Consider the following 26549-nt stretch of genomic DNA (forward strand, 5'->3'; position numbering starts at 1 on the left):
ATGGCGATCAAAGATCAGCTTAGGATTATTTCGCGCGTTATTGATAGGACTGAAGCACTAAAAATACAGTATGGTCATAATAAAATTGCGCTAAATGAACTTAAAAAATTAAAAAATAATCTTACTTCACTCAAACAATATTTAAAAAATCTTGATGAAACTAATTCCACCTATAAATCCAATGAAGTTAATGAATTGGTTAAGCCCCTCTTTTTGCATTTAGATATTTTGAAAATTGAAATGACTGCGAACGATTATCGTAAATTGAGTAAAGCATTAACTGGCTTGAAAAAGTTGTTACACTTCCACGCCAAACGTTATTCCACTTTCCAATTCATATGTGCTTGGGTGTTAGAATTTTTTTATTTTATTTAATAACGGTTCAACGTGCTGATAAAGTTATTAGAGCGGAAAAAACTTGGATTACCTGCCAAGCGATTAGCTAGCAGGTTTGCGCAGCAATCCAAGTTTCAATCATCCTTAAGCAACTGTCTTTTTTTCAAGATTTTTGGTTGCAGGTCCTTCTAACACGTTGCCCGCTGTATCGAAACGGCTACCGTGGCAGGGACAATCCCACGATTTTTCAGCATTATTCCAATGAACAATACCTTTCATGTGCGTACACACCGCAGAGACCGCATGTAACTTATTATGTTGATCACGATAAACCGCACACTTTTCTCCCGCGATTTTGACGATAGCACCTTCTTCATTTTTAATTTCATTTAATGATTCATGTTCGCCAAATGTATAATCTTTTAAATATTGAGCAAATACATTAGCATTTTCTTTTAATAACGAAGGAAGAGAAGCAACAAGTTTTACTCGAGTTGCATTATAAATTTCTCGCCAGATATTTTCATTACCAGATATAGCCTCAGATAAGATGGCAGCAGCAAGCGCACCATATACTAACCCGTCAGCGAAGTAACCCGTTGCCATCAAAGTTCTTTTCGCGCCACGATGGGCAAGTCCAATGTAAGGTATATCATCTGCTGCTTGGTAATGTTGAGCTGACCATTGATAAGCTGTTTCGGCAACATCATAATGATTTTCTAAATAAGCTTTCAATGCGCCGAAATGACTTTTTGCATTTTTTTCTTGGCCGGTTTTATGATGACTACCTGCTACCATCAACAAGCCAAGCGCATCGCTTTTCCATGGGTGCGTACAAGTCGCATGATGTGGATCGCTTAAATCCCAAAAATGGCCTTCCGGATAATCATTATTTTTAAGCGTAACCGCCATTACATAGCTTCGATAAGGTGCAGTAAACATTTGTACCGGATTGATACCGATGGGTGTGTGCGTTGCAATGATGACTTGCTTGGCTCGTATCGTGCCATCCTTTGTTTTGACGGTACAATGTTCTTTTTCTTCAGCATATTCTAAAACGCGACTATTTTCAAAAATTTGACACCCTGCTTTGGCAAGATAGTCGGCAAGTTTAATGACGAATTGATACGGATTGAAACGTGCTTGATCTTTTAAAACAAGTGCTTTTTTGAATTTGACTGGAATCGGCAACGTTTGGACAGTTTTAGCGTCCAATCCAATCTGCGAGAAAACAGCTGCTTCACGGTCAAATTGTTTTATTTCTTTATCTTCAGTTGCATATAAATACCAAGGTCTATGAGCGAAACGACAATCAATATTAACTTCTTTAATAATCGCTTCAATAAGATTTAAAGCAAAAGTACGTGAATCAACGACCGCCTTCGCAGTTTCAAGATTAAATTTACTGACAATATTTTGTAAATAAGGTTGGACAGGTAGATACAAATTACCGGTTGAATAAGCAGTCGTTCCATCACCAACAAGACCTGCATCTAACATAATCACTTGCTTGCCTTGCTTGATGAGTTGATAGGCAGTGATTACACCCGTTATACCGCCACCTATAATTACAACATCTGTATCGACAGATCCCGAAAACGAAGAAAAATGTGGTGGTTTTGATGCTGTATCTTTCCAAAGAGAAATCGTATCCATGATTATTCCTAATGTCTAATCGTAAAATTGTTAGTAGCTAGTCATTCGATAAAAAAAAATTTGCTATTCACATGACTAATCACTGATCCTTTTTAGAAAAAACTTTTAAGATTTATCCTTTGTTGATTTTGTTTTTTTAGCTTTAATTCTTTTTTTACGACGAACTAAATTAAGGGATTCTACAAAAACAGAAAACCCCATGGCAAAGTAGATATATTCCCGCGGGATATGAAAGTGAAAACCATCAGCGATAAGAACTGTTCCGATTAAAATTAAAAAGCTCAATGCGAGCATTTTTATAGTGGGATGTTTATGAATAAAGCGAGATATAGGTTCGCTAGAAAAGATCATCACAATAATGGCAATCGTAATCGCAAGTGCCATTAACCAAAAATGCGGCGTTAAACCAATCGCAGTGAGAACACTATCTAACGAAAAAATGATATCGAGGAGCGCAATTTGCGTCACGACCCAATAAAAACCGCTTTTGATGGGGCGAATTGAATCCGCTTCGTTATTTGTTTCCAATTCGGTATGAATTTCTTGCGTTGACTTCGCAACTAAAAACATCCCCCCTGCAATAAGAAAAATATCCCGCCCAGAAAATGAAAAATCAAACAGAGTCACGATGGGATACGTTAATTTTGTTAACCAAACTGCTGAGCCTAACAAAAGTAACCGCGTGACCCAAGCCATGAGAAGACCCAGTTGCCGTGCTTTTTTTTGTAAATGATTTTCAACACGTTGCGAAATAATGGCAAGAAAGACTAGGTTATCAATCCCGAGTACAATCTCTAATACGGTTAACGCTAAAAAACTAACTAATAAATTAAAAAATTCGGTCATACCTAAAGCATTCCCTTCTACTCACAAAATATTTCTAATAATATATTTAACCGTTTTATCAAGCAGATGGCGATAAATTCTCGTTCAAAGCCCAAAAGTTGACTAGCATTTGGTCAAAAATTCTCTTAATATTAAAGAGTAAGCCACCTTTCTGGAGGTTAAATCATGGAAAACATTGATCTCAAGCAAAAGCTGGCTTTATTACGAAAACAAAGCGTCTTTTCCCAGTTAAGTGATAAAGAAAATGAAGAACTAGCCTCCCTTTTAAAAGAGAAACACTTCGAAGCTGGAGAGACGGTGGTTAATGAAGGTGAATTAGTCGACAGTGTATACTTAATCGTTCAAGGTAAAGCCGACGTGCGCCACATTCGTATCCAAGACGGTCAACCTGTCATTACTTCTGTCGCTAAACTTAAAGAAAATGACGCAATCGGACTGAATGAAAGCGGTTTCTATTCGATTTCAGGCGTTCGTACCGCATCAGTCATTGCAGAAACCCACCTTGTACTTTTATTCTTAAGTGTTGCATCTTTTCACGGTTTTGCATTGATGCATCAACATGTAAATGAAATAATGCGACGAAATGCTCAGAAAATATTATTAAGTGATTAAAAAACATCAAATGTTGTTTTTGGTTCTACACTTTTCTTGGGAATAATTTTAGCTTTGATAATATGAGAACCTTTCACTTTTAAGATAATAACGCGAAACTTTTTAAAATCAATTTTTTCCTTTTCCGCAGGTAGTCTTCCTAAATGATTCAAAATAAGTCCGGTTAAGGTTTCGGGCGCTGGATCATGCGCTGATAAATCAATTTCGATACCGAGCGCCCTTTCCAAGGAAGATAAAGGACTGTCGCCCCGTACCGTTAAACTTCCATCTGGATTTAAAATCCAATCATCTTGCGTACGGTGAAACTCATCTTTAATCCGGCCAATTAAGATATGTAGTAAATTATCGAGTGTTACAAAACCTAACAAGGTTTCACGATTTTTATAAACCAAAGCGAAGTGAGGCATGCCTTCGCGAAATTTACGGAGTAAATCAAGCGCGGGTAATCGTTGTGATACTTTTAAAACGGGTCTTAAAAAAGGTTTTAAGTTAGTGATTTTTTTTCCATCGTAAAGGGCTGCAAAAAAATCTTTAACATGCACAATGCCAATAATTTTTTGTTTACGATGATCAAACACTGGGTAGCGACTGTAACGATGTTGTGATGCGATTTTAAACATTTCATCCAGGGTCTGATCGGTTGATAACATAATCATTTCTTCTTGCGGTCGCATGACTTCCGTTACTTTTAATTCGGCAAATTCTAAAGTGTGTTCCAAAATTTCTGTTTCATCTTTACTGAGTTCGCCATGCAAATGACTTGTACTTAAAATAAGTTTAATTTCGTCTGTCGAATAAAAATATTCTCCACGTTGCACGGTATTGAACCCGGTTAGTCTCAATAAAAAATTGGCGCAATTGTTGAGTACCCAAATGGCAGGATACATAATCCAATAAAATGCATATAAGGGTAGCGCAGTCCACAGTGAAACCTTTTCTGATTGACGAATAGCGAGCGATTTTGGCATCAGCTCGCCAATCACAATGTGTAAGAATGAGATAAAGGTAAAGGCTAAAAAAAATGCGCCGAGTTTCACAAATTCAGGATTTTTTAAACCGATCAATCCAAACAGGGGTGTAAAAGCTCGCGCAAAAGCTGGCTCTCCCACCCACCCTAATCCGATTGAGGCTAAAGTAATGCCTAACTGGCAAGCGGAAAGATAGGCATCAAGATGTTGATGTACATAAAATAAAACCCGTCCACGGACCCCATAGAGGCGTTTTATGGCAGCTACCCGAGTATGCCTAAGTTTGACCATGCCAAATTCAGCTGCAACAAAGAACGCATTCATGAGAACTAGAGCGACAGCTGCCAAAATGAAAAAAAGATTGGTCATCTTAAGGGTAGATATCCAAGTTAGACGTATTGTTTAGTAGGATCGGGCTTATCGGTTGGGTCTTTTGGTGGTGGTTCTTTCACGGGTGGCGTTTCATTGGGACTTTTTGGCCTATCATTCTCTTCGTGAGTTAATTTAAAATGCATGGATAATCCTTATGTAACTTTTTAGTTCAATATATGATGGTCACTCTTTACCTTATGCTACTCTATTATTTTTGTCCTTTTTAACGTTCCCTTAAGGCTTACGTTACTAAAATAGAAAATAACCTTCAATGAGGTTTTCATGTCAGCCGAGCAAAAGAGCAAACTTAGTACAATAATTGAACAAGCTGAATCTCAACTTAAAAAGACTTGGCTGAGAGTGGATGCAGAAATTGCGAAATTTCGCGCTGCAGAAGAGTTGCAAAACAACATCTCAACACCTGCCATCCAAGCTAAATATGAAGACATTGCTAAGCATATCAAACTACAGCTCGTGAGCCCTATCGCTAAAATAACAGCTGGAGCTTGTGTAGCGGCTCTAGAAAGGAATGCCCGGGCAGATACACTATCTAATTATCAACGCGAAGGACAAATTCCTTCCGTTTCTAAATTAAGTTTATTTGCACCCGCTAATCGATTAAATAAAAAACAGGGTACTTTAGCGGCCAAGACCACCCCTATTTCCAAAGTTAGGTAAAGAACCTTGAAGGCTTCAACCCTGAAATCATACAAATTAATGATATAATCAAATCATTGTCTGGCCAATTCAAGGATGATGACCATGTTCATTCGTTTACTTCCAATTCTTATGCTGATTTGTTTATTAGGTGGTTGCGCAACACCAATGGGTAGTCCCTGCAGTAATAACGGATGCGGCAGTTGTTACTATGATGTATTGCAATGTCAAACTTGCAATACCCGTTATTGTAATGGGATGTACACTTGCCCACCTTGCAATAACTATCATGAATGTATCGACCGGGTCGATAAATCCGGTTGTCTCCGCCGTTGCTAGTTTAACGTCGTGCTAGATGTTTGAAATGAATATAACAAGTAAGAATAGCCAATAAGGTAAAGGCTATCGCAAGTTTATCAAAATACTGCGGTAGCCATATCATTAACAAGAATAAAACAAATGCTTCTGCACGTTCCATTAATCCCGGACTAAAATGCGCTGCTTTTTCGCGTATTGGTTTTGCGTAAACTTCAGTTAAGAAAAAACACGTCATGCACAAGTAACAGCCTCCCAACATAAACAAAGCAAGAAAACCCCGATGCACAGGATCGATGGCCAATAGACCAACGATAACTGCAAACTCAACAATACGATCTGACATCACATCCAGTATCACGCCCCCTTCTGTTGTCAAATCAGCTATCCTTGCGATGGTACCGTCTAGTGTATCTAAAAACCCTGAAATCAGCAGTAAAACGGTCGCTAAAAGGGGACGATTGACGATAAGCGCCGGTGCTACAAGGATGCCCGTTAAGCACGCCATATAAGTAATCATAGACGGTGGAATCTTTTTTAAAATGCGTGCAATAGGATCTAAAAAATAAAGTTGATAGATAGGACGTAAATAAGTATCAAGCATTGCTTACCTCACTTTCCGGGATGAAAGAGAATCCTTCTAAATCCAAAATGAGTGCATTAACGTGATTCATCATTAAGGAGAGTCGGGGGGAAATTTTTTTTCTGAAAAAATCAGAATATGCTTGAGAGATAAAGAGTGGGGATGGAAAAAAAACTTTAAGGTCGCCGCAAGAAGTCATGCTACATCCCTAAAACGAAAACACTTGCATTATTATGCCATTGTTAGACCTGAGGGGTAAATTGTAATATTGCTCCCCCAATTATAAAAACGAAACAATGCAAAGAGAGGCTTTTTATGCTAGTATATGTCACCATAATCTATAAAAAAATTTCTCAATTCGAGCTTGAAATTCTCATAGCCTCCGATTATAAATCCTCTTAAAAAGGTGTGCACATGCGTCTTCAAATAATAAACATCAAGATATTAATTATGCTAACGCTTGCAACGCTTGCAGCACTGGCTACGTTTCCTTACGGTTATCGCTTTATTTCTCATTACGGGCTTGCTAACGATTACCTAACACTTGCGACAAGTATTTCATTTGCGCTGATTGCAACGCTTGCTAATGCAATTCTTGGCACTTATTCCTTGGTTAAAATTGATATTGAAAAATGGGACAAAACCACTATCGTTATTATTTTCATTAGTCTTTTGGGATCTATTCCCATGGGGTGCGTAAGTTTTTTTGGTTACATTGGAATTTTACCCGGGTTTATTAATGCTTTAATGAGCTGCATCGTAGTTTTTGTAAATGCTGCTATTGCTTTCACGGCGATGCGCGCCATTGCTGCTAAACGTAAATCTCTGCTCATCTTCTTTTTCAGTACAAATGAGCAACGCAGCTCACAATGGCTACTTTGTGTTATCGGTGTATTCATTGGAATTTTGGTAAGTCTAGTCGGGTATGTTGCAACCTTTAATGGTTTAAATGCTTTAATTGCTGCTTTACATATCAATTATTTAACAAGTTATTATCTCACCGCGACGTTAGCTGCCATTGCCTGGCTCCCTTCCGCTGCGTTATACGCGCATGCCAATCATAGCGTTGCGAGAGAATTACATTCATCTTTACTTAATTTTTCACAGCAATTAAAGCAATTAAAACTATCACAGTTTGTTTTACCGATCATTTTTTTAATTTCTGGGACTGCGCTTGCTGAAATCACTCGCGAGACTTTTGAGCATGCTCTCAAATCTTATCACTTCGCTGTAGATACACCGTTACAACAATTTTCTTACTATCTTCTTATGCCCCTCGCGCTTATTTCGAGTGCAGCTGTGAATTATTTTTCTACCACAAAATTATTACAAATTTATGTAAATAATAAAAAAGCTGAGTCCTAACCCTAATTGGTTTCATTGGTTAAATGATGAGTATAAAAAGCAGGCAAAAAATAAAAAATACTAGCCAAAATTAATACGGATGAAAGCACGATGGCAATGGAAAATATACTTCCATTATAAATCATACCGACAACAAAACTGCAAAGCATACAACTCAATGCCATGCCACAACCAAGAAAAGCAGCTGCCGATCCTTTAATGAGAGGGGCACTCGCCATTACTTCATTAACAAATGGAGCTGAACAAAAACTAAAACCTAGTGCATAAAGAACCATGGGGATAATAAACACGTATAAATTATTTCCGAAAAAATAACTTAAACAAAGCATGAGTAAGCAACTTAATAATACAACCTTAAATCCTATTTGTGTAACCTTTTGTGCAAACACATCATTATCAATCCGATTAAATAGCATGGCGCCCAAGATATACATTCCAAATACAGGAAGTTGCGTGTACCCAAAATTTGAAGGTGAAATATTTAATTGTTTAATAATAATAAAAGGCGCTGTTGTTAAGTAAGCAACTAATCCACCTAAAATCAAGCAATAAGGAATAAGATGCCTAATTAAATTTTTGTTTTTCGTAAGCATAAGATAATTATGCATGACATGTTTAACATTCAAAGCCTGTGGATTCAATTGCAAGTTACTTTCAGGTAGCTTTATCCACAATCCTATGACACTAATTAACCCCATGGCAAAAATAATATAGAAATTTGCTTGCCAACTAAAATACGTTAAAACGTATCCACCGATAACCGGGCCAATTAACGGCGCCATAGTACCAAACATATTTATTCTATTCATAACTTGAATACGAGCTTTATATTGATAGAGATCAATCAAAATACTAAAAGTTGTTACATTCAAACTACAAACACCTACGCCTTGAAAAAATCGCGCAATAATAAAAATCGCCATGTTATTCGTCGCTATGCATGCAAGGGTTGCGACAATAAAAATGATGCCACCGCCCAAAATAACCGGTCGGCGACCCACTTTATCAGTAAGTGGGCCGAAGAAGAGTTGTGGTAGGGCAACGCCTGCAAACCAGGCAGTCATAGTCAGCTGAAGAGTGGCTGGCGTGCTGTTAAAAAGCTGGACCAGTTTGGGCATACTTGGCAAATAAATATCATTGGAAAGGTTAGCGCAAAAATTATAAAGAATAAGTAAGGTCGGCAACCAAATCAGATTTTTTTCAAAAATTCTTCCCATAAGTTCACTCTTTTTGGTGATATTTAATAACGTATTGATCTATTTAGCAATTTATATCCATTTTCTTGCGTAATTTTAGTATGACTAATTTAAATTCTTGACAGCCTAATACAAAGATCGATAAGTTAAAATAACCTTAATGAGCCTTTAAAGTTTTTACAAGATGTTAATAGAAGGTTAATAAATAAACAATAGAATAATAATTAAGGGCAAAATAAAAATAATATTATTTAGCTTCTAATCGAGGATTGTTGCAGTGGCAAATCCAATCCACACTGGTCGTCAGGGTGTTGCAAGTGTACAGTTCACTAAACCCTTGGGCTTTTGTGAACATAAAATAGACTTTCTTAAAAAGCGGGAAAGCTATAAAGAAACCAACACGCCTGAAAACAACAATGCAGGGGTCCCCGAAGCACCTTATTTTTCTTTTGAGGTTGAGGATGGCGCCTTAACTACCTTTGAAACTAACTATTCTGCCGAACAACTTTCCGCTCTGGTAAGCTCTTTTCCGTACGAAGTAGCAATGCCCCTTAGAAGGAAGCTAATCACTGCTGGCTTTGAGATGCCAGTCCTTTGGGAGATGCCAGATGATCCGACGTGGGTAAAGGCTACTAAAGCGCAGCTTGCATTTGATCGCAAACAAAAAGAAATGTTTTGTAGACTCGCAATAGATCACACTCAGCCAGGTGGCGAACAAGCCCTTTTATTACAAAAAAGTTTTGCCGCTGAACTTGCCCGCCTGCATTATGATGGCTCAGAAGATCTTGCGAAGGATTTATGGAAATCGAATGAATACCGCCTCCAAGCAGGCTTACCGCCCATCGACGCGGGCGATGATTTATTTAGGACAAAAAAATATTACGAACTCGCCAGCAAATATACTGAAATACGTATCAACTGGTATATTGTTCAAGAAACATTTGCCCCATTTAGACCTACTTTTGATAAAGTTGGATTTAATTCAAACTCTGTTCTTAACGCTTTAGGCATCGCTTTTATTCATCGAATAGCTGGTTATGCCGGTTTATCCTATGGACTGGATTTCTTATTTGATTGTGGTGTTATTCTTTATTCCACCTTTTTCAAAGAAAAAAATGAAAGAGAAAAAAGGGCAAACCTCCCCTACCTAAAACTTATTGCAGAACGATTTAAAAATGTTGTTCACAAGGAAGGTCGCTTACCACGCATGGCCAATGCGTTGCTTTGGTTTAGCATTAATTTTTCTGCCTTTGTTGTTACTGGCGGTCTCTCTATCATTTTTAATCTGATTGGGTTTGGAATTGATTGTCTTTCTATCGCTGGCTACGGTATAGCAGATGTCAAAGCACAGAATGTTACATTGCAAAAATTAAAATCAACTGTGCAATTACAAGAAGTTGAAATTCAAGACTTGGTTAAAAAGGAAAATGTAAATGAAAAAATCATGGAGCTTAGGCAGCTTGACAAAAAAATTATCGAATTAACTTCATTTTTAAAAGAAATAGAGAAAGGTTACTTTCACTCTCATCCCGAGGCAAATAAAGAGAAGGAAAAAACAGAAAACGAATTGGTCGTATTAAGAGACCAAAGAAACGCATTGAATGACTCAATAAATAAAAGTAAAGATTTAATCCAAACTAAAGAAACTGAACAAGCAGGACTTAAATTATCAATTAGCAAACAAGAAGCACAAATTAAATCCAATAAACAAAAATATACGGGTGCCTTTGTTTATACCACACTTACCTATACGAGTATTGCCTTAACCTTTTTTCCACCAACTATGGCGATAGGTTTCATCCTCCTTGCTACGATGCTTGCTATCGGTGCAACTTGGATGGTCAGTCAATTTGCTTACAATTATTATAAAATGCATAAAGCCCATCGCGCTGATATGATGCAAGCCAATCCCAGTTTGTCAGCAGCGCCCGATAAAACAACCATTGCGTTGGACTCAACTTTACAACCCGACTTGTCTTCGAACCCATTTCGGATAGCACAGGTGGGTCCACAAACACTGGTGAAACCTATTGAACCACAGCCAGAAATTCAATCGCAAGATTCCAATAACAATCGTTTAATGAATATGGCACCTTCACCCAAAATCTCTTTTCCTCCACATCATGATAGGACGCGCAATGCGTCTAAATTTACTACATTCTATAATGCATTGGGACCTACGATCTTCGGCAACCCATATCATGGTGGTCGCGCAAACAATTTAACCAAGCAAATTACGATGAAACGGCACCCCAATGTTAATCATCTAAACTCTCCCAAACAGAATATCCATCATCATAGAGTTGATCATCAACATCAGGATGCTGATCATGACATAGAATTATCTAAAGAGTCGACTCACGTATTTTCCAAATAATTTTTTTTATATTCTAATTTTTTCTCCTACCTTGACATTTTGTTTTAATGACATTAAGTTAAATAGGAGCAGTAAATAAATTGCCTAACAAAAATAAGTTTTGTTTTACATCGTAATCATCGATACACAATGCGTATTCACAAGTTCCACTTGCAGTTTTGCTTTTAATTTTCGCAAAAACAAAATAAGGGAGAACACTTATGAATAAAGAAAATATTAAAGAAACTTGGAAAGTCATGATGCGAAAAATCAAACAACAATGGGATGGCTTTAGCCAAGACGAATTATTTCAAATGCAAGGCAAATTTGAAGATCAATACCGTCGCGTTTATCGACAACAACATCACGATAAAGTACAGCATTCAAGATTAATTAAAATATAAAAAAATTAGGGGATGCAGTGAGTATAAAGTACACATTGCATCCCCTTTATTATCAATCTCTTTCAAATTCGAATAATAAATCCGCACCCGTATCAAAACTACTTGTTTCTGTTTGAATAGCTAAGCGTTTGTTAATTTGATATTTAAGATTCAGCACAGATACTGGATTAAACACACCGACGCGATAATGAATAGATAAGTTTTTACCAATTTTCTTTTCGATATTAACCGTCGTATTTGTTTCTTTTTTTCCATCACCCGCGTTAAATGTTTCTACGCTACCCATGGATAATTCAGTTAAGCCAAAAACCTTTTGCACTTTATTTGTAATCGTTGCAACCTTAGAAGGACCGCTATTTAAACCTGATGCAACATGATTAAGCTGAGCGAGCATACCGAGATCTTTCACCTTAGCACGCGGCACACCGAAAACAAGGTAGGAAAGTATGTCATTCTGATCTAACCCAACAGGATCCGAATAAAGACCCACTGTAGGCTTGTCTAACGTCCCTTTAACCCAAACGCCAACTGATAAATCTGCAGCCCCTTGATAAATGGGTTTAAAATCCATGCTACTGTTAAACTGACTTTTAACTTCAGTAAGCGTAATATTTTCCATTTTCTTTAGCGCTCGAATATCTAAACCTGGATTGGTTAAAGCATTGCCAGCATAGATTAATCGTCCCTGTGTAATCTTTAAATCTTGACCATACGCACTATATTTTCCATTGACAGTATATAATTCACCCGTTCCGATTGGTGGACTCCCCGCTTTTTCTGCAATTAAAACACTACCCTTTAATTGAGCATGCAAATTTTGATAAACAAATTTAATTTTTTCTCCCAAAGTAACGCGTACATTGAGTGATAAATTGGTTGGCATTGTTTCAGTCGATTTCTGCTGATCCACAATAACGACTTCATCAGGCAACGTGGTAACGCTGCTGTAATCTTTCGGTGCAATTTTAGCTTCCGGAATATTAATTTCACCTGCTACATCAATTTTATGATCAATTTGAGTAAGCGTTAACGTGGGTGAAACAATAACTTTATATTCGGAAAGATTAGCTAATAATAAATCTTTACCCAGTACATGAATCATTACGGGTAAACCATCTTGGGTTAAATTAACGTTTCCATTAATATCGGCATTACCGTTGCCTGAAATAAAGTGTCCTTTAAACTGCAAAGGATGATTAGATTGGTAATCCGCATCAAGCTCAATATTTTTTAGCGTAATTTTTAATTTTGGAATATGAACTTGCCCATCTTTCAATGTAGCTTTGACATCTAGTTTCGGAGCATTAATACGACCCGCAATTTTAAGGTCACTATGTAAAACACCTTGCAACTGACTAATATAGGGCGAGGTAATGAAATTTAAAAGTTGATCAAACCGGACTTGGAATTGCCCAATGACTGCAGAATGTGCATTAATCAGGGCAAATGGTGGTAGTTGCAACTCACCAATCGCTTTATTTTTTTCATTTATATTCAATTTTAAATTAACAATCATTTTGTTTTTCAGATTCAGAGCATCTGCTATTAGGGTTGCATGCGGAATGCCGTAACCATTAAAACTAATTTGCTTAGCAATAATAGTAGCTTGGGCTTTCTCAGTTTGTGCGTTCGAAACAATATTACCCTGAACATAATCTAATTTAATATTTTGGTAGGTAAATGCTTTGCTTTGGAAATCAGCTAAGATAGTGGGATTTTTTTGAAGCCCTTTTATTTCCCCTTGCGTCATGAGGCTGCCTGTTGCTACAGGGACAATGTGATTCACTTCTGGAATATTAACTTGCCATTTGATGTGCCATTTCTCGCCAATCGTACCTGATCCCAATATTGTTGCGTTTGCTAAACTCACTGCCATTTTTTGAATGGCTACTTGGTTATCTTGATAATCCACATTAACGTCAGCAGATAGAGGGAATGCTCCGAACGTTCCCTTGAGGACTGCCTGATATAAAGTTGTTTGATGATTTATTTCTAAACTTTTAATTGCCAATATGCTACCAAGCCCTGCATCGATATGTGCATCCTGTAACTGAACTTTTTTGAAATGAATCCAATTCAACCACGATAAATTGCTCGCGCCAGGTTCTGTGGCTTTGCTTTTCCCCGCTTTATCTTGTTTAACTGAAACTTTTAAACCAGTCACATTTAAATGATTGATGGTGATGCCGTCTTTTAAAACGGATAGAAGCGACCAATCCACATCAACTTGATCGATAGAAAGCTCCATTTGTTTAGTTTGAAAAATCACTCCCTGAAAACGGATGGGCGAAACCAATTTTCCTTCAACTTGAGCAAACCTCAATTGACCAGGAAGTATGAAATCGATGCCATACAGTAAGGATTTAAGACCTAAAGTCGTACTACTAAAAAAATAGACCGCACCGCAGGTGGCGACGACCACAACCATTAATATTGTAATAAGTTTGCGCATTAAAATTCAGGCCCTATGCTAAATTCAATCGAGCGAGGTTGATTACGTTTACTAACCGCTTGAGCCAAATACAATTTTATCGGGCCAATCATAGATTCATAAATAATTCCAACACCGCGGCTGCGCGCCAAGGGGGTACCGAAATGATTGGTTGCAGTTCCTGCATCGTAAAAAATTGCGCCGCTCCAATGATCTTTTATATGATTTTGATATTCAATGCTGCCTGTATAGAGATAACGCCCGGGACCAATACTGCTATCCCGAAAACCACGGATACTATTTAAGCCACCCGCAAAAAAGCGCATTGATAAGGGTAAATCTTTTAAGTTGTTAACTACCATATATCCTAAATCAGCCTTAACAATCACGTGTGCAAAATTAAAGGGACTAAAAAGGTACTTCGTTTTAACCTCAGTTTGGATAAAGCTTGTTGAGGATAGAAGGGTTTTGGAAGCCCCACGCAACATAAAATTGACAAGCTTACCCGAATGAGGATGGATCAAATCATCAGCGTCAACATAATTTAAATTTAAATTAGGATAAAGTAATTGGCTTTGCTCATTTGATGTGTCGTTGACTTTGTAGTGTTCAACTAAATAATTAAGATCAGCGCTCGTTTGCAAATGTTCAGTTTTTTTAATGTAACCCGCTGAAAGTGTACCAGACGTACTAGAACCATTCTCTGGTAAAAAACGTTGATAATTAGCACCCAACACCCATTGGTCCGTTAAAGGATTTTTACCAGGAATATAATATTTACCAGCAAGTCCTGAAAGCACCGAGGAAAGTTTTAATTGTGCATCAAAATGCTGACCCGTATCGGTTAAACGGCGTAAACTTACACCCGCAGTCAACCGAGGACCTGTGAACGTACCGTAACCTATGCCTAAATTATATTTTTGTGATTTAGGCGGCGTCACTGAAACTGTCACTGGAATTCGATTATTACTGATGTGATTAAAATCTGGCGTTACCAAAACTTGTTGGAAGTAAAAACTAGTGGAAAGCGATTGTTGTAATTGAATTAATTTTTCACTTGAGAACGGTTCATTTTCCTTCACATCAATAAATCGATCTAAGAATGATTGATTGTAGGGATTGTCGGAAAAAGTAAGGGGTCCAAAATAATACCGTGGACCGGTTTGAAAATGTAAAATAATTTTAGTGGAATTATTTTTAAGGGATATCAGTACTTTACTTTCTTCAAGATAAGCTTTGACATATCCTTCAGCATTAGCTACTGCAAATAAATCTGTTTTTACTTTCTCGTAAGAATCAGCACGAAAAACATCACCGCGATGCAACGGCAGCTTTTGCAAATAATCAACTATCGCTGGATTATTTGACCCAGGACCTGAAATATTGATATCAATGTCCGTTATTTTTAAACGCGGTCCTTTAGTAACCGTATAAGTCGCTGTAAATTCTTCTCCGCGCTTAGCATGGATTGAATTTTCTATGTGGGTGTGAAAATAACCAAAAGGTTCAATCGCAGTTTTAATTTCATTGGGAATAAGCTGATAAAGTGTATTAATTTTATCCAGATTTAACGGGCCATAGCTGTTTTCTAAAACTTTAACGCGTGCTACAGCATTTTCTAAAGCGTCGGTTTTAAGTCCTTTAATAACCACATTGAGCGTAGGCAGCCCGTAAGTAGCTGAGATTAATACTAAAAAAAGGCTTAGGCCTGCGAACAAGTTTTTAAAGTTCATGTGATCTTAGTGTGAGAAATGAATGTGAATTATATTATTGTGTGGTGATTTTAATACATTGAGCGCTAGTCTGCAAAATTTGATCTCAGCTCACTTGAATTTTTCGACCAGGTTTTAGAATAACCATAAATAAATACTTTTTGATAAACGAGATCCGTCAAAGTTTGTGGCACGTCTAGTTCAAGTCGATTTAAACAATTTCTTAAAAGAGAATGAGACTTCTTAAACTGTCTTAAGCTAAAACTTGAAAAAAATCCCCATACTAATTGCGCACGGGTACATTGCTTAAGATACTCCAAAACCTTTTTAACACAAGCCTCAACCGGCGTTAAATCTGAACCAAACGGATAAGGAGTAAAGAATGTATCTAACTTCAATTGATGAAGCCGTGTTTGTATTTTATTTAAATAATTATTTTGATAGATCTGAGGAATATTATAATTGGCTTCAATCTTCCCGTGACGTTTGGCAAGTTCAAGTAAATGTCGTTGAAAACGTGAATCAGTAATATTAAGTAAATTTTTAATAATATCTTGATCTGTTTTACTGCGGCAATCGGCAATACCAAATTCAGTGATAACAATATCACGGAGATAGCGGGGAATCGTTATAGCTGGATAGTCCCAAATAATATTACTCACAGTTTGCTGGTTTTTTTCACGCGTACTACGGCAATTAATAATGGCTCTCGCATCAGGCAATTCATAAGCCATATACATAAAATCAAACTGACCGCCAACGCCACTTACTTCTTTATAATTCTCTAAACCGTCAGAAATAATGTTCCCGCCTAGTGTCACCATCATGCCTGTATTAACGCAACGCATATCCTTTCTTTGGACCCTTAATAACTCAGGATCAAGGGATAACGCATTGGTTTTATTAACCGCCGTCATACAAAAACGTTGTGATTCCGATACGGGAAGTGCATGAAGAAAATCATAAAAATTATTACTACCCAGAAAAAAAGCAGCATGAGTAAGGACGCCGCCTTGCAGCTCTTCGCCCAAACAATATTGGACTATGTTATCTTTTGCATGACTATCAGACAAATCATTAGAAATCTGCATGGCCTGATTAACAAAAAGAGTATTATCAATCCATTGAATAGTTGGTTTAAAGATACCGAAACGCTGTAAGAACGTTACATCCTGAGACGATAACTTTTCATTAATAATAGCCGCATCTAACAAAACATTTAAAATATCCGGTGTAAACTTTTCCTGGATTAAATTTTCATTTAATAACTGTTGTAATCCTTTATGCTCATAAACATATTTTTTTAAAATTTTATTTTTATAAAGATGCATATATTCATCACTTAACATTTCAGTTGAACCATATACACCGTGCTCAAAACATTCTAAATTGCCTACTTCATCAATAATTGATTTAAAATGACTGGTAATTTCCAGTGCAGACAATAATTGACGATAGTTTTCATTAGCATGCTGACGTAAAATTAAAGCATTGGAGAGTGCAAGTCCTAATCTCCCGATCCCAATCTGCAAACAACTATTGTCTTTAATGAGCGTACTCGTATAAAGACCAATGAGGTGATCTTGTAAATTGATTTCTTCACGCGGCAAATTAAACAAATGATGATATTGCTTCGTATCAATTAAGTCCGTCCATTGATCTGTTGAAGTGAGCGCGTCTCCCAGCATAAAAGGTAAATTTTGATTCACTTCAGCTATAGCTGCAACTGCATGTCCTTTTGCCTTTTGCTGCGTAATGTAGCGCATCACTTCAGTAAATAAATCAGCATTACTACTTAAACTTACAACATTGGGATATGCTTCATGCTGACTCACTTGTTGCGCAATGACATTAACTTGATAATAACGTAAATCTTTGATCACACTTGTATATTTGGTACTAACATAATGGCGTTGAACGAGCTGATTATGTAAGTATTTTCCGGGTGCTAAAAAAAACTCAATAACAGAAATATTTTTAGGCAACGTTTGCTCAACACGCGCTTTTTCGTAAAGTGGATCTTCGTAATTGCCTAATAATCTTTCTTGGATGGGTAAAACAAACCTCTCCTCCAACTTCGAAGAAAAATGCTGTCGGGCCAATGTTAAACCGGTGATAATCGTGAGAGATATGGAGGCATCACTTTCAGCGAGGCGATAAAGTGCATTTAAAAAACCGATAGGTTTACCAATACCGATAGGCATTGCTAAAACAATAGTTTTACCGACAGTATCGACAATATGCTTCGCAGCCTGCTCACAATCCTTGTGAAACTGAGTCATTATCTTTCCAGTATAGCTGCTTGAAGGGATGATGAAGCGAAAGCGTAATAATATCTACAAAACAACTTAAAATTTTAATTACGCCTCCAGCTTAATCAACTTTTCTGAAGATTAACTTGCCTGTGTTTCAAACAGGAACCACGTACGGCGTTCAGTTTCATCAATAAAGACTTCTAGAAAGCTTGCTGTAGCAACATCATTCGCTTTGTCACAAACTTCGTGCGCAGCTCGCATGCGCTTTGCTAAAGCTTTGTTTTCTTCCATCAAGCGACGAATCATTTCTTTGGGTGGAACAAACTTTTCATTGTCATCTTTCACTTGTTGCAATTGGCTGATTTCATTAACCGAATGAATCGTAGTTTCGCCTAATTTACGAACCCGCTCAGCTAAAATATCAATCATTGCAAAAATTTGTCCTGCTTGTTCATCAAGCAATAAATGATAATCACGATAATGACTACCGCTCATATGCCAATGATAATTTTTTGTTTTCACAAAAAGTGCAAAACAATCTGCAACAAGGGGATTAATGGCTTCGGCGACTGCACGACGGCCTTGATCGTTTAAATCATTAGGCGTTGCAAGTTGAGGGGAAACGCCGGAAAACAATGTTTCGTTTTTTACTTTCATCATTTGACCCCTTCCTCTATAAAAAAATTAAATGAAAAAATAAGGGATTCATTTTAACATCTTTTAAGTATCGGGGCGAGAGACACCGTTGACCTTACTGCTGGGTCTTAAATTTCATCAATCCGTGGTTCCATAAGATCTGCTTTTTTTCTGGCATGATCTTCCGCTAAAAAAAGATACATCGCAGGCACGACAAATAAAGTGAACAAAGTTCCAATTGAAATGCCAGATGCGATGACTAATCCAATTTGAAACCGACTGACGGCGCCTGCGCCTGAGGCTAAAATAAGAGGAATCACGCCCAAAACCATTGCAGCGGTGGTCATTAAAATCGGACGAAGTCGAATACTTGCAGCTTGTTCAATCGCTTCTCGTTTAGTTCGACCGTCTTTCTGTAAATCATTAGCAAATTGTACAATCAAAATCCCGTGCTTACTGATTAAGCCGATGAGCGTAACTAAACCCACTTCTGTATAAATATTTAAACTTGCGCCGCCTACCCCTAAACAAATAAATATCAATGCGCCGCAAATTGACATAGGAACACTTATTAATACGATCAAGGGATCACGGAAACTTTCAAATAGTGCAGCCAGTGATAAGAAAATAATAATGAGGGCAAAAACAAAAGTTAAAACCAGGGAACTGCCCTCGTGAATAAATTGGCGTAGCTCACCGCCATAATCTACTGTATATCCCTCAGGTAAAACTTCTTTACCAATTTCATCAAACTTGGCTAAAACATCACTCATACTAACGCCCGGTATGGAAACAGCATTGATGGTCGCTGAATTTAATTGCTGGAAGTGGTTGAGCGCTTCAGGAACAACTTGTTTTTTTAAAGTCGCAATCGTTGAAAGAGGAATGTTCGCACCTGATTTGGTACGAATATAGTAATTTAAAATTTGCTCTGGATTCAACCGTTGCGAAGTTTTAACTTGCGGGATAACTTGATAAGAACGACCTGCAAAATTGAAATAATTAATATACCCTTCACTCAAAGCACTTCCTAAAACATTCCCAACTTCTTCCATGGTTAAGCCGAATTGTGCAGTCATCTCACGATCTAATAAAATACTAACTTGCGATTTATCGATCTTTAAATCGGTATCAATAAACATAAACATGCCCGTTGCTTGGGCTTTATCCATAACTGTTTGCGTCACTTCATTCAAACGTTGATACGTATCAGTGGTCAGCACGACATATTGAATGGGAAATCCGCGGGCACCTGGCAAAGAAGGTAATTGAAAGGCTGCGACTTTGGCACCTGTAATGTTTTTTAATTTGTCTTGAATAAGCGGTTGCAAATCGTTAGAAGTACGACTTCTTTGATCCCACGGTTTTAATCCCATGCCTATGATACTTTGGTTTAAACCGCCTGACCCATCAATTTGAAACACGCGCCAAGTTTCAGGAAATTCTTGATAAATTTTGAAAACTTGATTTGAATAAATCTGAGTTTGAGCCAGGGTAGAATTAGGCGGCGTTGTAAGAGAAGAAATAATAACACCCTGATCTTCTTGGGGTGCTAATTCAGATTTTGAGTAGATAAAAAGAAAATAAATGCTAAGCAAAATGATCACTGAAAACACTGCAACGACAGGTAGAATTTCTAAGGTTCGGTGGAGGGCTCTGTGATAACGTGCTTGCAAACGTTCGAACTGTCGATCGATATAATCAATGAAAGTTCTTTTATCATCCGCATGAGGAACTTTTAATAATTTCGAACACATCATGGGTGATAGCGTTAAAGCAATAATCGCAGAAATTCCAACTGCACCTGCTAAAGTAAAAGCAAATTCAGTAAACAGTGCACCTGTTAATCCACCCATGAAACCAATCGGAACATAAACTGCAATTAACACGACTGAAATCGCTATAATTGGACCCGCTAACTCCCGTGCGCCCAGGATAGCAGCTTCTAACCGAGTCATGCCTTCTTCCATGTGGCGTTGCACATTTTCTACAACAATAATGGCATCATCGACTACAAGACCAATGGCAAGCACAAGCGCTAGCAAGGTTAGCAAATTAATGGAATATCCAAATAACAGCATCATGAAAAACGTGCCAATGAGAGAGAGTGGTATGGCGACAATGGGCACAATGACTGATCGCAAAGAACCTAAAAAGAGAAAAATAACTACGGTGACAATAAGCAGTGCTTCGAAGAGTGATTTCTCCACTTCGTAAATGGCACTATTCACAAATTCCGTCGTGTCATAAACCAATTTAGCATTCAAACCCTGCGGTAATTCTTGCTGAATCATGGGAAGTAACTTTTTAACATCCGCAATGACCGTTAACAAATTGGCAGCTGGTGCAGTTTGAATGCCTATATAGACTGCTTTTTTACCATCAAAACTAACCGCGGTATCATAATTGGTTGCACCTAGTGAAACTTTGGCTACATCTTGCAAACGAATTATCGCCCCATCTTTCGCGGTTACCACCATTTGACGAAATTGAGCAACCGTACTAAGTCCGGTATCGGCCGTTAAATTAACTGTAATTAAATTACCCTCTGTTCGTCCTACTGCAGAGACCACATCATTGGTAGCCAAAGCGAGGGCAATATCGCTTGCAGTCAATCCAAACCCAGCCAGTTTGTCCATATCCAACCAAATTCGCATAGCAAATTGCCTGGACCCTAAAATTTCTGCATTTTGCACGCCATTGATAGCTTGTAACTTTGGTTGTACCACGCGCGTTAAATAATCGGTAATTTGATTTGTTGCTAAAATATCACTGTAAAATCCAATATAGAGGGCATCAATCGTTTCACCAATCGCAATGCGAATCACAGGCACTTGGGATTGCTTAGGGAGTTGATTTAAGACGGCATTAACTTTGCTGCTAATATCAGCCAAAGCATAATTAGGGTCATAATTGAGTTTGAGATTGATTGTAATTGTACTGACATTTTCAGTACTGCTTGATGTCATATAATCAATACCGCTTGCTTGCGCGATAGAATGTTCAAGTGGGGTTGTGATAAAACCTGCAACAACTGAAGGATCTGCACCGGTATACACTGTTGAGACCGTAACCACTGCATTTTGAGTGAAAGGATATTGACGAACGGGTAATGGACCTAAAGAACGAATTCCTAAGGCTAAAATCATCAAACTTATGACGGTAGCAAGGACAGGACGTTTAATAAAAAGATCAGTAAAATTCATGACTAACCTTCAGTTTCATCGACTTGAGAACCAACACTAGTAGGCTTAATCGTATTATTAATTTCTACTTGCATCCCATTTTTTAACTGCAATTGGCCAGTCGTGACAACCAGATCACCCTTTTGCAAACCCTTGAGCACTTTGACTTCGTTACCCCGCGTTTCACCCGTTGTCACAAAAACCTGATGTGCAGTTAAAATCTTTTTTCCTTTTTTATCTTTTCCATCTCGCACAAGAAAAATAACTTCACCGTAAGGATTAAACGCAACAGCCGTAACTGGCACGGTAATATATTCTTTTGCCGTTCCTACAATAACTTCTACTCTACCAAACATCCCCGGAACTAATTCTTTAGAAGGATTAGCAAGCGTTGCTTCAATCAAAACATTACGAGTTGCTGTATCAATTGCGGGATCAATGGTGGTAATTTTCCCTTTAAACGAACGGTTAGGAAAACTATCCGTTTTATAAGTAATTTCTTGATTCAACTTTAAACGTGGCAGAATTTGCTGAGGAAAATTAAAATCTGCATAGATGGGATCGAAGGTTTGCAAACTGACAATTTTGTCTCCTGGACTGATAAATTGTCCGGGATTAATTAAGGAAACACCAACGCGCCCAGCAAAAGGAGCGCGAATCGTTTTTTTGTTAACGATAGCTTGTTGTTGAGCAACTTGCGCAGTTAAATTCTTTAAATTCGCAGCATCCGTATCGACAGCCGCTTTACTTACTGCTTGTACCGCATACTGAGCTTTATCTCGCTCAAAATTAATTTTAGCAAGCTCAGCGCTTGCTTGTAATGCTTGCAACTGAGCAATATCCGAATCAGCCCTTAATTGAACTAAAACCGCACCCGCTTCCACATCGGCGCCGGGTGAGAAATAAATTGTTTTTACCATTCCTGCCAATTCAGTAGTGACATTAACACCACGAATACTCCGTAAACTCGCTACAGCTTGTTCGGTTGATTGCCAAAGCGCAAAGTCAGCTTTAGCTGTTGATACTGTTGCCTTGGGGACATAACTACTCATGAAAAGCATGAAGAGGATATGCATGACCAATTTATAAATGAATATCCCCCCGAAAAGTACTGCTAAGCAAATGAGCATGATTTTCATGGGTCTTTTAATTTTTGCTTTATCCATAAGCGCCGCCTCTCGTCTTTACATTGGTCCGCTTAACAATACAACGCTGGCTCTGACATGCTGTTCTCGGATAATTCCACCACCCGCCACCCAATGCTTGTAGCAATCCAGCAGTGTCATTGTATCGATTGGTTTGGGCTTGAATCCGAGTAATTCGGGTTTGCTGATATTGTTGCTGCGCATTTAATAAAACGATATAGCTTGCTCCACCCAAACGATACTGAGATTGTGCGAGTGTTAGCGAATTGCGTGCTGCAATTTCAGCGGTTCTTTGCGCTTTCAAAATTCTTCCGTCTGTCTCAATCGCTTGCAAACTATCCGCCACATTTTGAAAAGCTTGCAACACAGTTTGTCTATATTGCTGGAATGCTTGCTGGCAAGCATCAATGGCCGCGCGTCTTTGCGCTTGTAAAGCGCCACCGCGAAAAACCGGCTGCAAGAAAGAACTCATGACACTCCAAACATGATTAGCCGGATCAAACAATCCACTGGCGGTCATGGCGGTCCAACCATAGTAACCACTTAATGTGACTTGCGGTAAAAGATTAGCTGTCGCCACACCGATTTGAGCACTTGCTGCGTGCAGAAGCGCTTCAGAAGCTTGGATGTCAGGTCGCATACGCACTAATCGTGAAGGTAAAACAACCGGCAGATTCGCAGGTAAAGTCAGCTCGCTTAATTCAAGCTCCGGTAACTTGCAGCTTGGTAATACACCGACTAGCGCCGCGAGTGCATGCTTGGATTGGGCTAAGCGTTTTTGTAAAGAGGGCAATGATGCTCGCGTCTGGTTGACTAAAGTTTCTTGCGTATAAACTTGAGTTCTTGAAATTCCGCCTAAATCGAATTGCTTAGTTAAAATATTTAACGTGACTTCTTGCGCACGTAATAAATCCAAAGTTGCAGCAATTTGAGCTTTGAAGGAAGCAACGGTGATTGCAGTCGTCACAACATTGGCTGTTAACGCAAGATAGGCACCAATCAATTGATATTGTTGATAATCAACCTGTGCGCCATATGCTTCAACAGCACGTCTTGCGCCGCCAAATAAATCGAGCGTATAAGAAACATTGGCTTGCACATTAAATAAATTAAAAATACTGCCTTGATTAAAACCAATCGTATCATCTGAAAACCGTTGACGTTGTCCAAAACCTTGCAAATCAACGCTAGGGAAAAGTGTCGTGCCAATTTGACTCAGCAAATTCTCGCGTGCTTGCGCGAGCGCGGCTTTCGCTGCAGCGAGATTAGGACTATTTTTTAAACTTAGTCGAACCAATTGATCTAATGATTTTGATTGAAATAAACCCCACCATTCATGAGGAATATCACGCCCCGGTTTAAAATGTTGCACGATACCTGCTTTACCTAAACTCGGTGTAGCAACCGTATGTTCTGGTAATCTTTCATCAGTGTATCGATGAGTCGCTGGGGAAGGTGGTGGTTGAAAGTTGGGTCCCACTAAACAGCCTGTTAACAAGACAGGACTGACAAAAATCATGAAACTGCAGAGAATAGAACAGAAATTTCTACAATGCACTTGATGCCTTCCGGTGACCACAATTTCAAATAGGGACGGGCAATTTAATAATCTAGTCTAAGTGAAAATGTTCCTTCATTGCAACCAACGCCTCAGCGAGTAATCGGTCTCACCTTTGTCAATAAGTGTTTAAGATACTTTACGTTTGATTTCATCTGTCAAGTTAATGACGCGGGCATCAGGTCGTGACGTGCGCTCAACAAATTCTTGCATGAGTGAAATTAAAATATTACTAGCGGTTTTCGGAAATAAAAAAGGGAAAATGCTATGGAGAAGGCAGGCGAAACCGCCCAACATCATTTTGAAGCCAAACACACAGGCAAATTTGAAGTGAACGAAATAGCTTTCGCCCAGAGAATGTGGGTGTTGAGTAAATAGATTTTTCATAATGCCTCTAACAATCCAATTTCCGAGATACATTTTCAAATTAATTTTTACACTGCAGTTTACCTTGAAAATGTGTCAGGTCAAAGGTTTTGAACGATTCCCGCAGTGTTGGAAAAAAAAGATACACTAAATGAGCGTGTTTATCTAGAGAAAAAACTCATTCTAAGCTAGTATTGTCAGTCGAACTATATCAATAAAGGGAAAAAATTGTGAGATCAATTATCACTTTAATCTTAGTGACCATTACTGCGCTCGCTTTAGTTTGGACGGATGCGGAAGCAAAACGTTTTGGTGGCGGTAGAAGTTTTGGCATGCAACGCTCAACCAGCAATTTTTCGCGTGCTCAACCTAGCGCGATGGGTCAAAGCGCAACCAATCCCTTACGTCGATTTCTTGGACCGATGATGGGACTCGCAGCTGGTGCTATGCTTGCAAGTCTATTTATGGGTAATGGACTTGGTACTGCATTCCTTTCTTGGATTGTTGTTGCAGCGGTTGTTTTTCTGATCATTGGCTTAGTCAGGCGCCTACGCAATCCGAATGCGTCTCAACCTTTACAACATTTAAATCTCAATAATCAAAATACGCAAACCACACAACAACGGGAAGCCCAACAAGAGCATTGGTTTGGACAACGACAAGGGGTTTCAAGCTTACCCAGTAATTTTGATAGTGAAGCATTTATTCGCGAAGCCAAAGCAATATTTATCCGCCTCCAAGCCGCTTATGATCAAAAAAATACAAATGACTTACGGCAATTTACCGCGCCACAAGTCTTTGCGGAAATTCAGTTACAATTACAAGAACGCGGCAATGAACCGAATTACACTGAAGTTATTTCTCTTGAGGCTCACGTGCTGGATGTTAACACTGAACAACAGATGACGATTCATGGTAATACAACATTAATCACAGCCAGTGTACAGTTTACGGGTAAAATCCGTGAAGCTGAAAATGCTATGCCAGAAAACCTCAATGAAACTTGGAACTTACAAAAAGAAAGTAACGACGCCAATTGGTTAGTTGCTGGAATCCAACAAAATTAATTTCGCTTAAACTAGGTTGATGTTGCACTTGTTTAAATCAACCTAGTTTTTTTCTTTACTTAACCCATGACAGTTTCATTCAGAGTTGCTATCCTCTCTCAAAATTAGAACAAAATGAGGTGGCATTTGAAAAGATATTCATGCTTATTCATCGTTTTTATTTTCGTTTACTTAGGCAACACTTCTCTTTTTGCAGAGTCTCCCGAAGAAATTTATGCAACACAGTATTTCGCTCAAATCAAAAAAAATTCTGAACTACTTAATCACTTTCTTAAAGCGATGCCAAAGGGCGCTGATTTACATGTGCATCAATCTGGCGCAGTGTATCCAGAAAAATTACTCACCCACGCGAAAGCTGATCAGTTTTGTATTGTACCCGACACGTTTCATGTTTATGCAGCAGCATCCTGCGATAAAGATCATAACTTAAACGCTGCCATTCAAGATTCACAATTTTACGAAGCTATCATTGACGCCTGGTCGATGCGTCATTTTAAAAGAGGAATGGAGACAGGACACGATCACTTA

General features: G+C 38.3%; 21 protein-coding genes. 8 read left to right on the forward strand and 13 right to left on the reverse strand.

All coding sequences use genetic code 11. The annotated features are described in order from the left end of the window. The gene (locus tag H0W64_09700) at positions 1-375 is read left to right on the forward strand and encodes a hypothetical protein (protein MBA3661992.1); all 375 of its coding nucleotides are present in this window, start codon (positions 1-3) and stop codon (positions 373-375) included. 105 nt (positions 376-480) lie between these two features. Here the strand turns inward: H0W64_09700 and H0W64_09705 are convergent, their stop codons facing one another. Together H0W64_09705 and H0W64_09710 are read right to left on the reverse strand one after the other, a co-directional pair. Beyond that, positions 481-1992 (reverse strand): FAD-dependent oxidoreductase, encoded by a 1512-nt coding sequence (locus H0W64_09705; GenBank protein MBA3661993.1) that lies wholly within the window; start codon positions 1990-1992, stop codon positions 481-483. Between the two features lie 105 nt (positions 1993-2097). Beyond that, the gene (locus tag H0W64_09710) at positions 2098-2838 is read right to left on the reverse strand and encodes a TerC family protein (protein MBA3661994.1); all 741 of its coding nucleotides are present in this window, start codon (positions 2836-2838) and stop codon (positions 2098-2100) included. A gap of 165 nt (positions 2839-3003) precedes the next feature. Between H0W64_09710 and H0W64_09715 the strand changes: the two genes are divergently transcribed. Then, positions 3004-3450: a cyclic nucleotide-binding domain-containing protein gene (locus H0W64_09715; protein ID MBA3661995.1), complete on the forward strand. Its 447-nt coding sequence runs from the start codon at positions 3004-3006 to the stop codon at positions 3448-3450. Here H0W64_09715 and H0W64_09720 read toward each other — a convergent pair. Beyond that, positions 3447-4787, reverse strand: a complete 1341-nt coding sequence (locus tag H0W64_09720; protein MBA3661996.1) for an HlyC/CorC family transporter — start codon at positions 4785-4787, stop codon at positions 3447-3449. The genes H0W64_09715 and H0W64_09720 overlap by 4 nt on opposite strands. Positions 4788-5072: 285 nt before the next feature. Between H0W64_09720 and H0W64_09725 the strand changes: the two genes are divergently transcribed. Then, entirely contained in the window at positions 5073-5468 is a 396-nt protein-coding gene (locus H0W64_09725; GenBank protein ID MBA3661997.1) for a hypothetical protein, read from the forward strand. A 319-nt stretch (positions 5469-5787) separates the two neighbouring features. On the opposite strand, the gene H0W64_09730 is transcribed toward H0W64_09725, so the two are convergent. Continuing rightward, the gene (locus H0W64_09730) at positions 5788-6366 is read right to left on the reverse strand and encodes a CDP-alcohol phosphatidyltransferase family protein (GenBank protein MBA3661998.1); all 579 of its coding nucleotides are present in this window, start codon (positions 6364-6366) and stop codon (positions 5788-5790) included. A gap of 393 nt (positions 6367-6759) precedes the next feature. Between H0W64_09730 and H0W64_09735 the strand changes: the two genes are divergently transcribed. Next, positions 6760-7710, forward strand: coding sequence for a hypothetical protein (locus H0W64_09735; GenBank protein MBA3661999.1), 951 nt, complete (start codon positions 6760-6762; stop codon positions 7708-7710). 2 nt (positions 7711-7712) lie between these two features. Here the strand turns inward: H0W64_09735 and H0W64_09740 are convergent, their stop codons facing one another. After that, positions 7713-8927: a multidrug effflux MFS transporter gene (locus tag H0W64_09740; GenBank protein MBA3662000.1), complete on the reverse strand. Its 1215-nt coding sequence runs from the start codon at positions 8925-8927 to the stop codon at positions 7713-7715. A gap of 256 nt (positions 8928-9183) precedes the next feature. Here H0W64_09740 and H0W64_09745 point away from each other — a divergent pair, with 256 nt between their 5' ends. Further along, the gene (locus tag H0W64_09745) at positions 9184-11283 is read left to right on the forward strand and encodes a hypothetical protein (protein ID MBA3662001.1); all 2100 of its coding nucleotides are present in this window, start codon (positions 9184-9186) and stop codon (positions 11281-11283) included. A 200-nt stretch (positions 11284-11483) separates the two neighbouring features. Then, positions 11484-11666 (forward strand): hypothetical protein, encoded by a 183-nt coding sequence (locus tag H0W64_09750; protein ID MBA3662002.1) that lies wholly within the window; start codon positions 11484-11486, stop codon positions 11664-11666. A 52-nt stretch (positions 11667-11718) separates the two neighbouring features. Here H0W64_09750 and H0W64_09755 read toward each other — a convergent pair whose 3' ends face one another. The 8 genes from H0W64_09755 to H0W64_09790 all read right to left on the reverse strand — a co-directional run bounded on the left by H0W64_09755 (position 11719) and on the right by H0W64_09790 (position 24975). After that, positions 11719-14118: a translocation/assembly module TamB domain-containing protein gene (locus H0W64_09755; protein MBA3662003.1), complete on the reverse strand. Its 2400-nt coding sequence runs from the start codon at positions 14116-14118 to the stop codon at positions 11719-11721. Next, a complete protein-coding gene (locus H0W64_09760; GenBank protein ID MBA3662004.1) occupies positions 14118-15830 on the reverse strand; it encodes a BamA/TamA family outer membrane protein in 1713 nt (570 codons plus the stop codon). The genes H0W64_09755 and H0W64_09760 overlap by 1 nt, the downstream gene beginning before the upstream one ends. 65 nt (positions 15831-15895) lie before the next feature. Further along, complete coding sequence (locus H0W64_09765) at positions 15896-18091, reverse strand: hypothetical protein (GenBank protein ID MBA3662005.1); 2196 nt, start codon at positions 18089-18091, stop codon at positions 15896-15898. Between the two features lie 111 nt (positions 18092-18202). Further along, positions 18203-18721 (reverse strand): DNA starvation/stationary phase protection protein, encoded by a 519-nt coding sequence (locus H0W64_09770; GenBank protein ID MBA3662006.1) that lies wholly within the window; start codon positions 18719-18721, stop codon positions 18203-18205. A 107-nt stretch (positions 18722-18828) separates the two neighbouring features. Further along, positions 18829-21906 (reverse strand): efflux RND transporter permease subunit, encoded by a 3078-nt coding sequence (locus H0W64_09775; protein MBA3662007.1) that lies wholly within the window; start codon positions 21904-21906, stop codon positions 18829-18831. A 2-nt stretch (positions 21907-21908) separates the two neighbouring features. Continuing rightward, positions 21909-23051: an efflux RND transporter periplasmic adaptor subunit gene (locus H0W64_09780; protein MBA3662008.1), complete on the reverse strand. Its 1143-nt coding sequence runs from the start codon at positions 23049-23051 to the stop codon at positions 21909-21911. Then, complete coding sequence (locus tag H0W64_09785) at positions 23044-24549, reverse strand: efflux transporter outer membrane subunit (protein MBA3662009.1); 1506 nt, start codon at positions 24547-24549, stop codon at positions 23044-23046. The genes H0W64_09780 and H0W64_09785 overlap by 8 nt, the downstream gene beginning before the upstream one ends. Before the next feature lie 168 nt (positions 24550-24717). Further along, positions 24718-24975, reverse strand: a complete 258-nt coding sequence (locus tag H0W64_09790; GenBank protein ID MBA3662010.1) for a hypothetical protein — start codon at positions 24973-24975, stop codon at positions 24718-24720. Between the two features lie 209 nt (positions 24976-25184). Here H0W64_09790 and H0W64_09795 point away from each other — a divergent pair, with 209 nt between their 5' ends. Both H0W64_09795 and H0W64_09800 read left to right on the forward strand, forming a co-directional pair. Continuing rightward, a complete protein-coding gene (locus tag H0W64_09795) occupies positions 25185-26021 on the forward strand; it encodes a TIM44-like domain-containing protein (protein ID MBA3662011.1) in 837 nt (278 codons plus the stop codon). Between the two features lie 126 nt (positions 26022-26147). Next, positions 26148-26549: hypothetical protein (locus H0W64_09800; GenBank protein MBA3662012.1), on the forward strand; the 402-nt coding region annotated here is incomplete at its 3' end.

The organism is Gammaproteobacteria bacterium, from assembly GCA_013816845.1.
Classification (GTDB): Bacteria; Pseudomonadota; Gammaproteobacteria; order DSM-16500; family DSM-16500; genus Aquicella.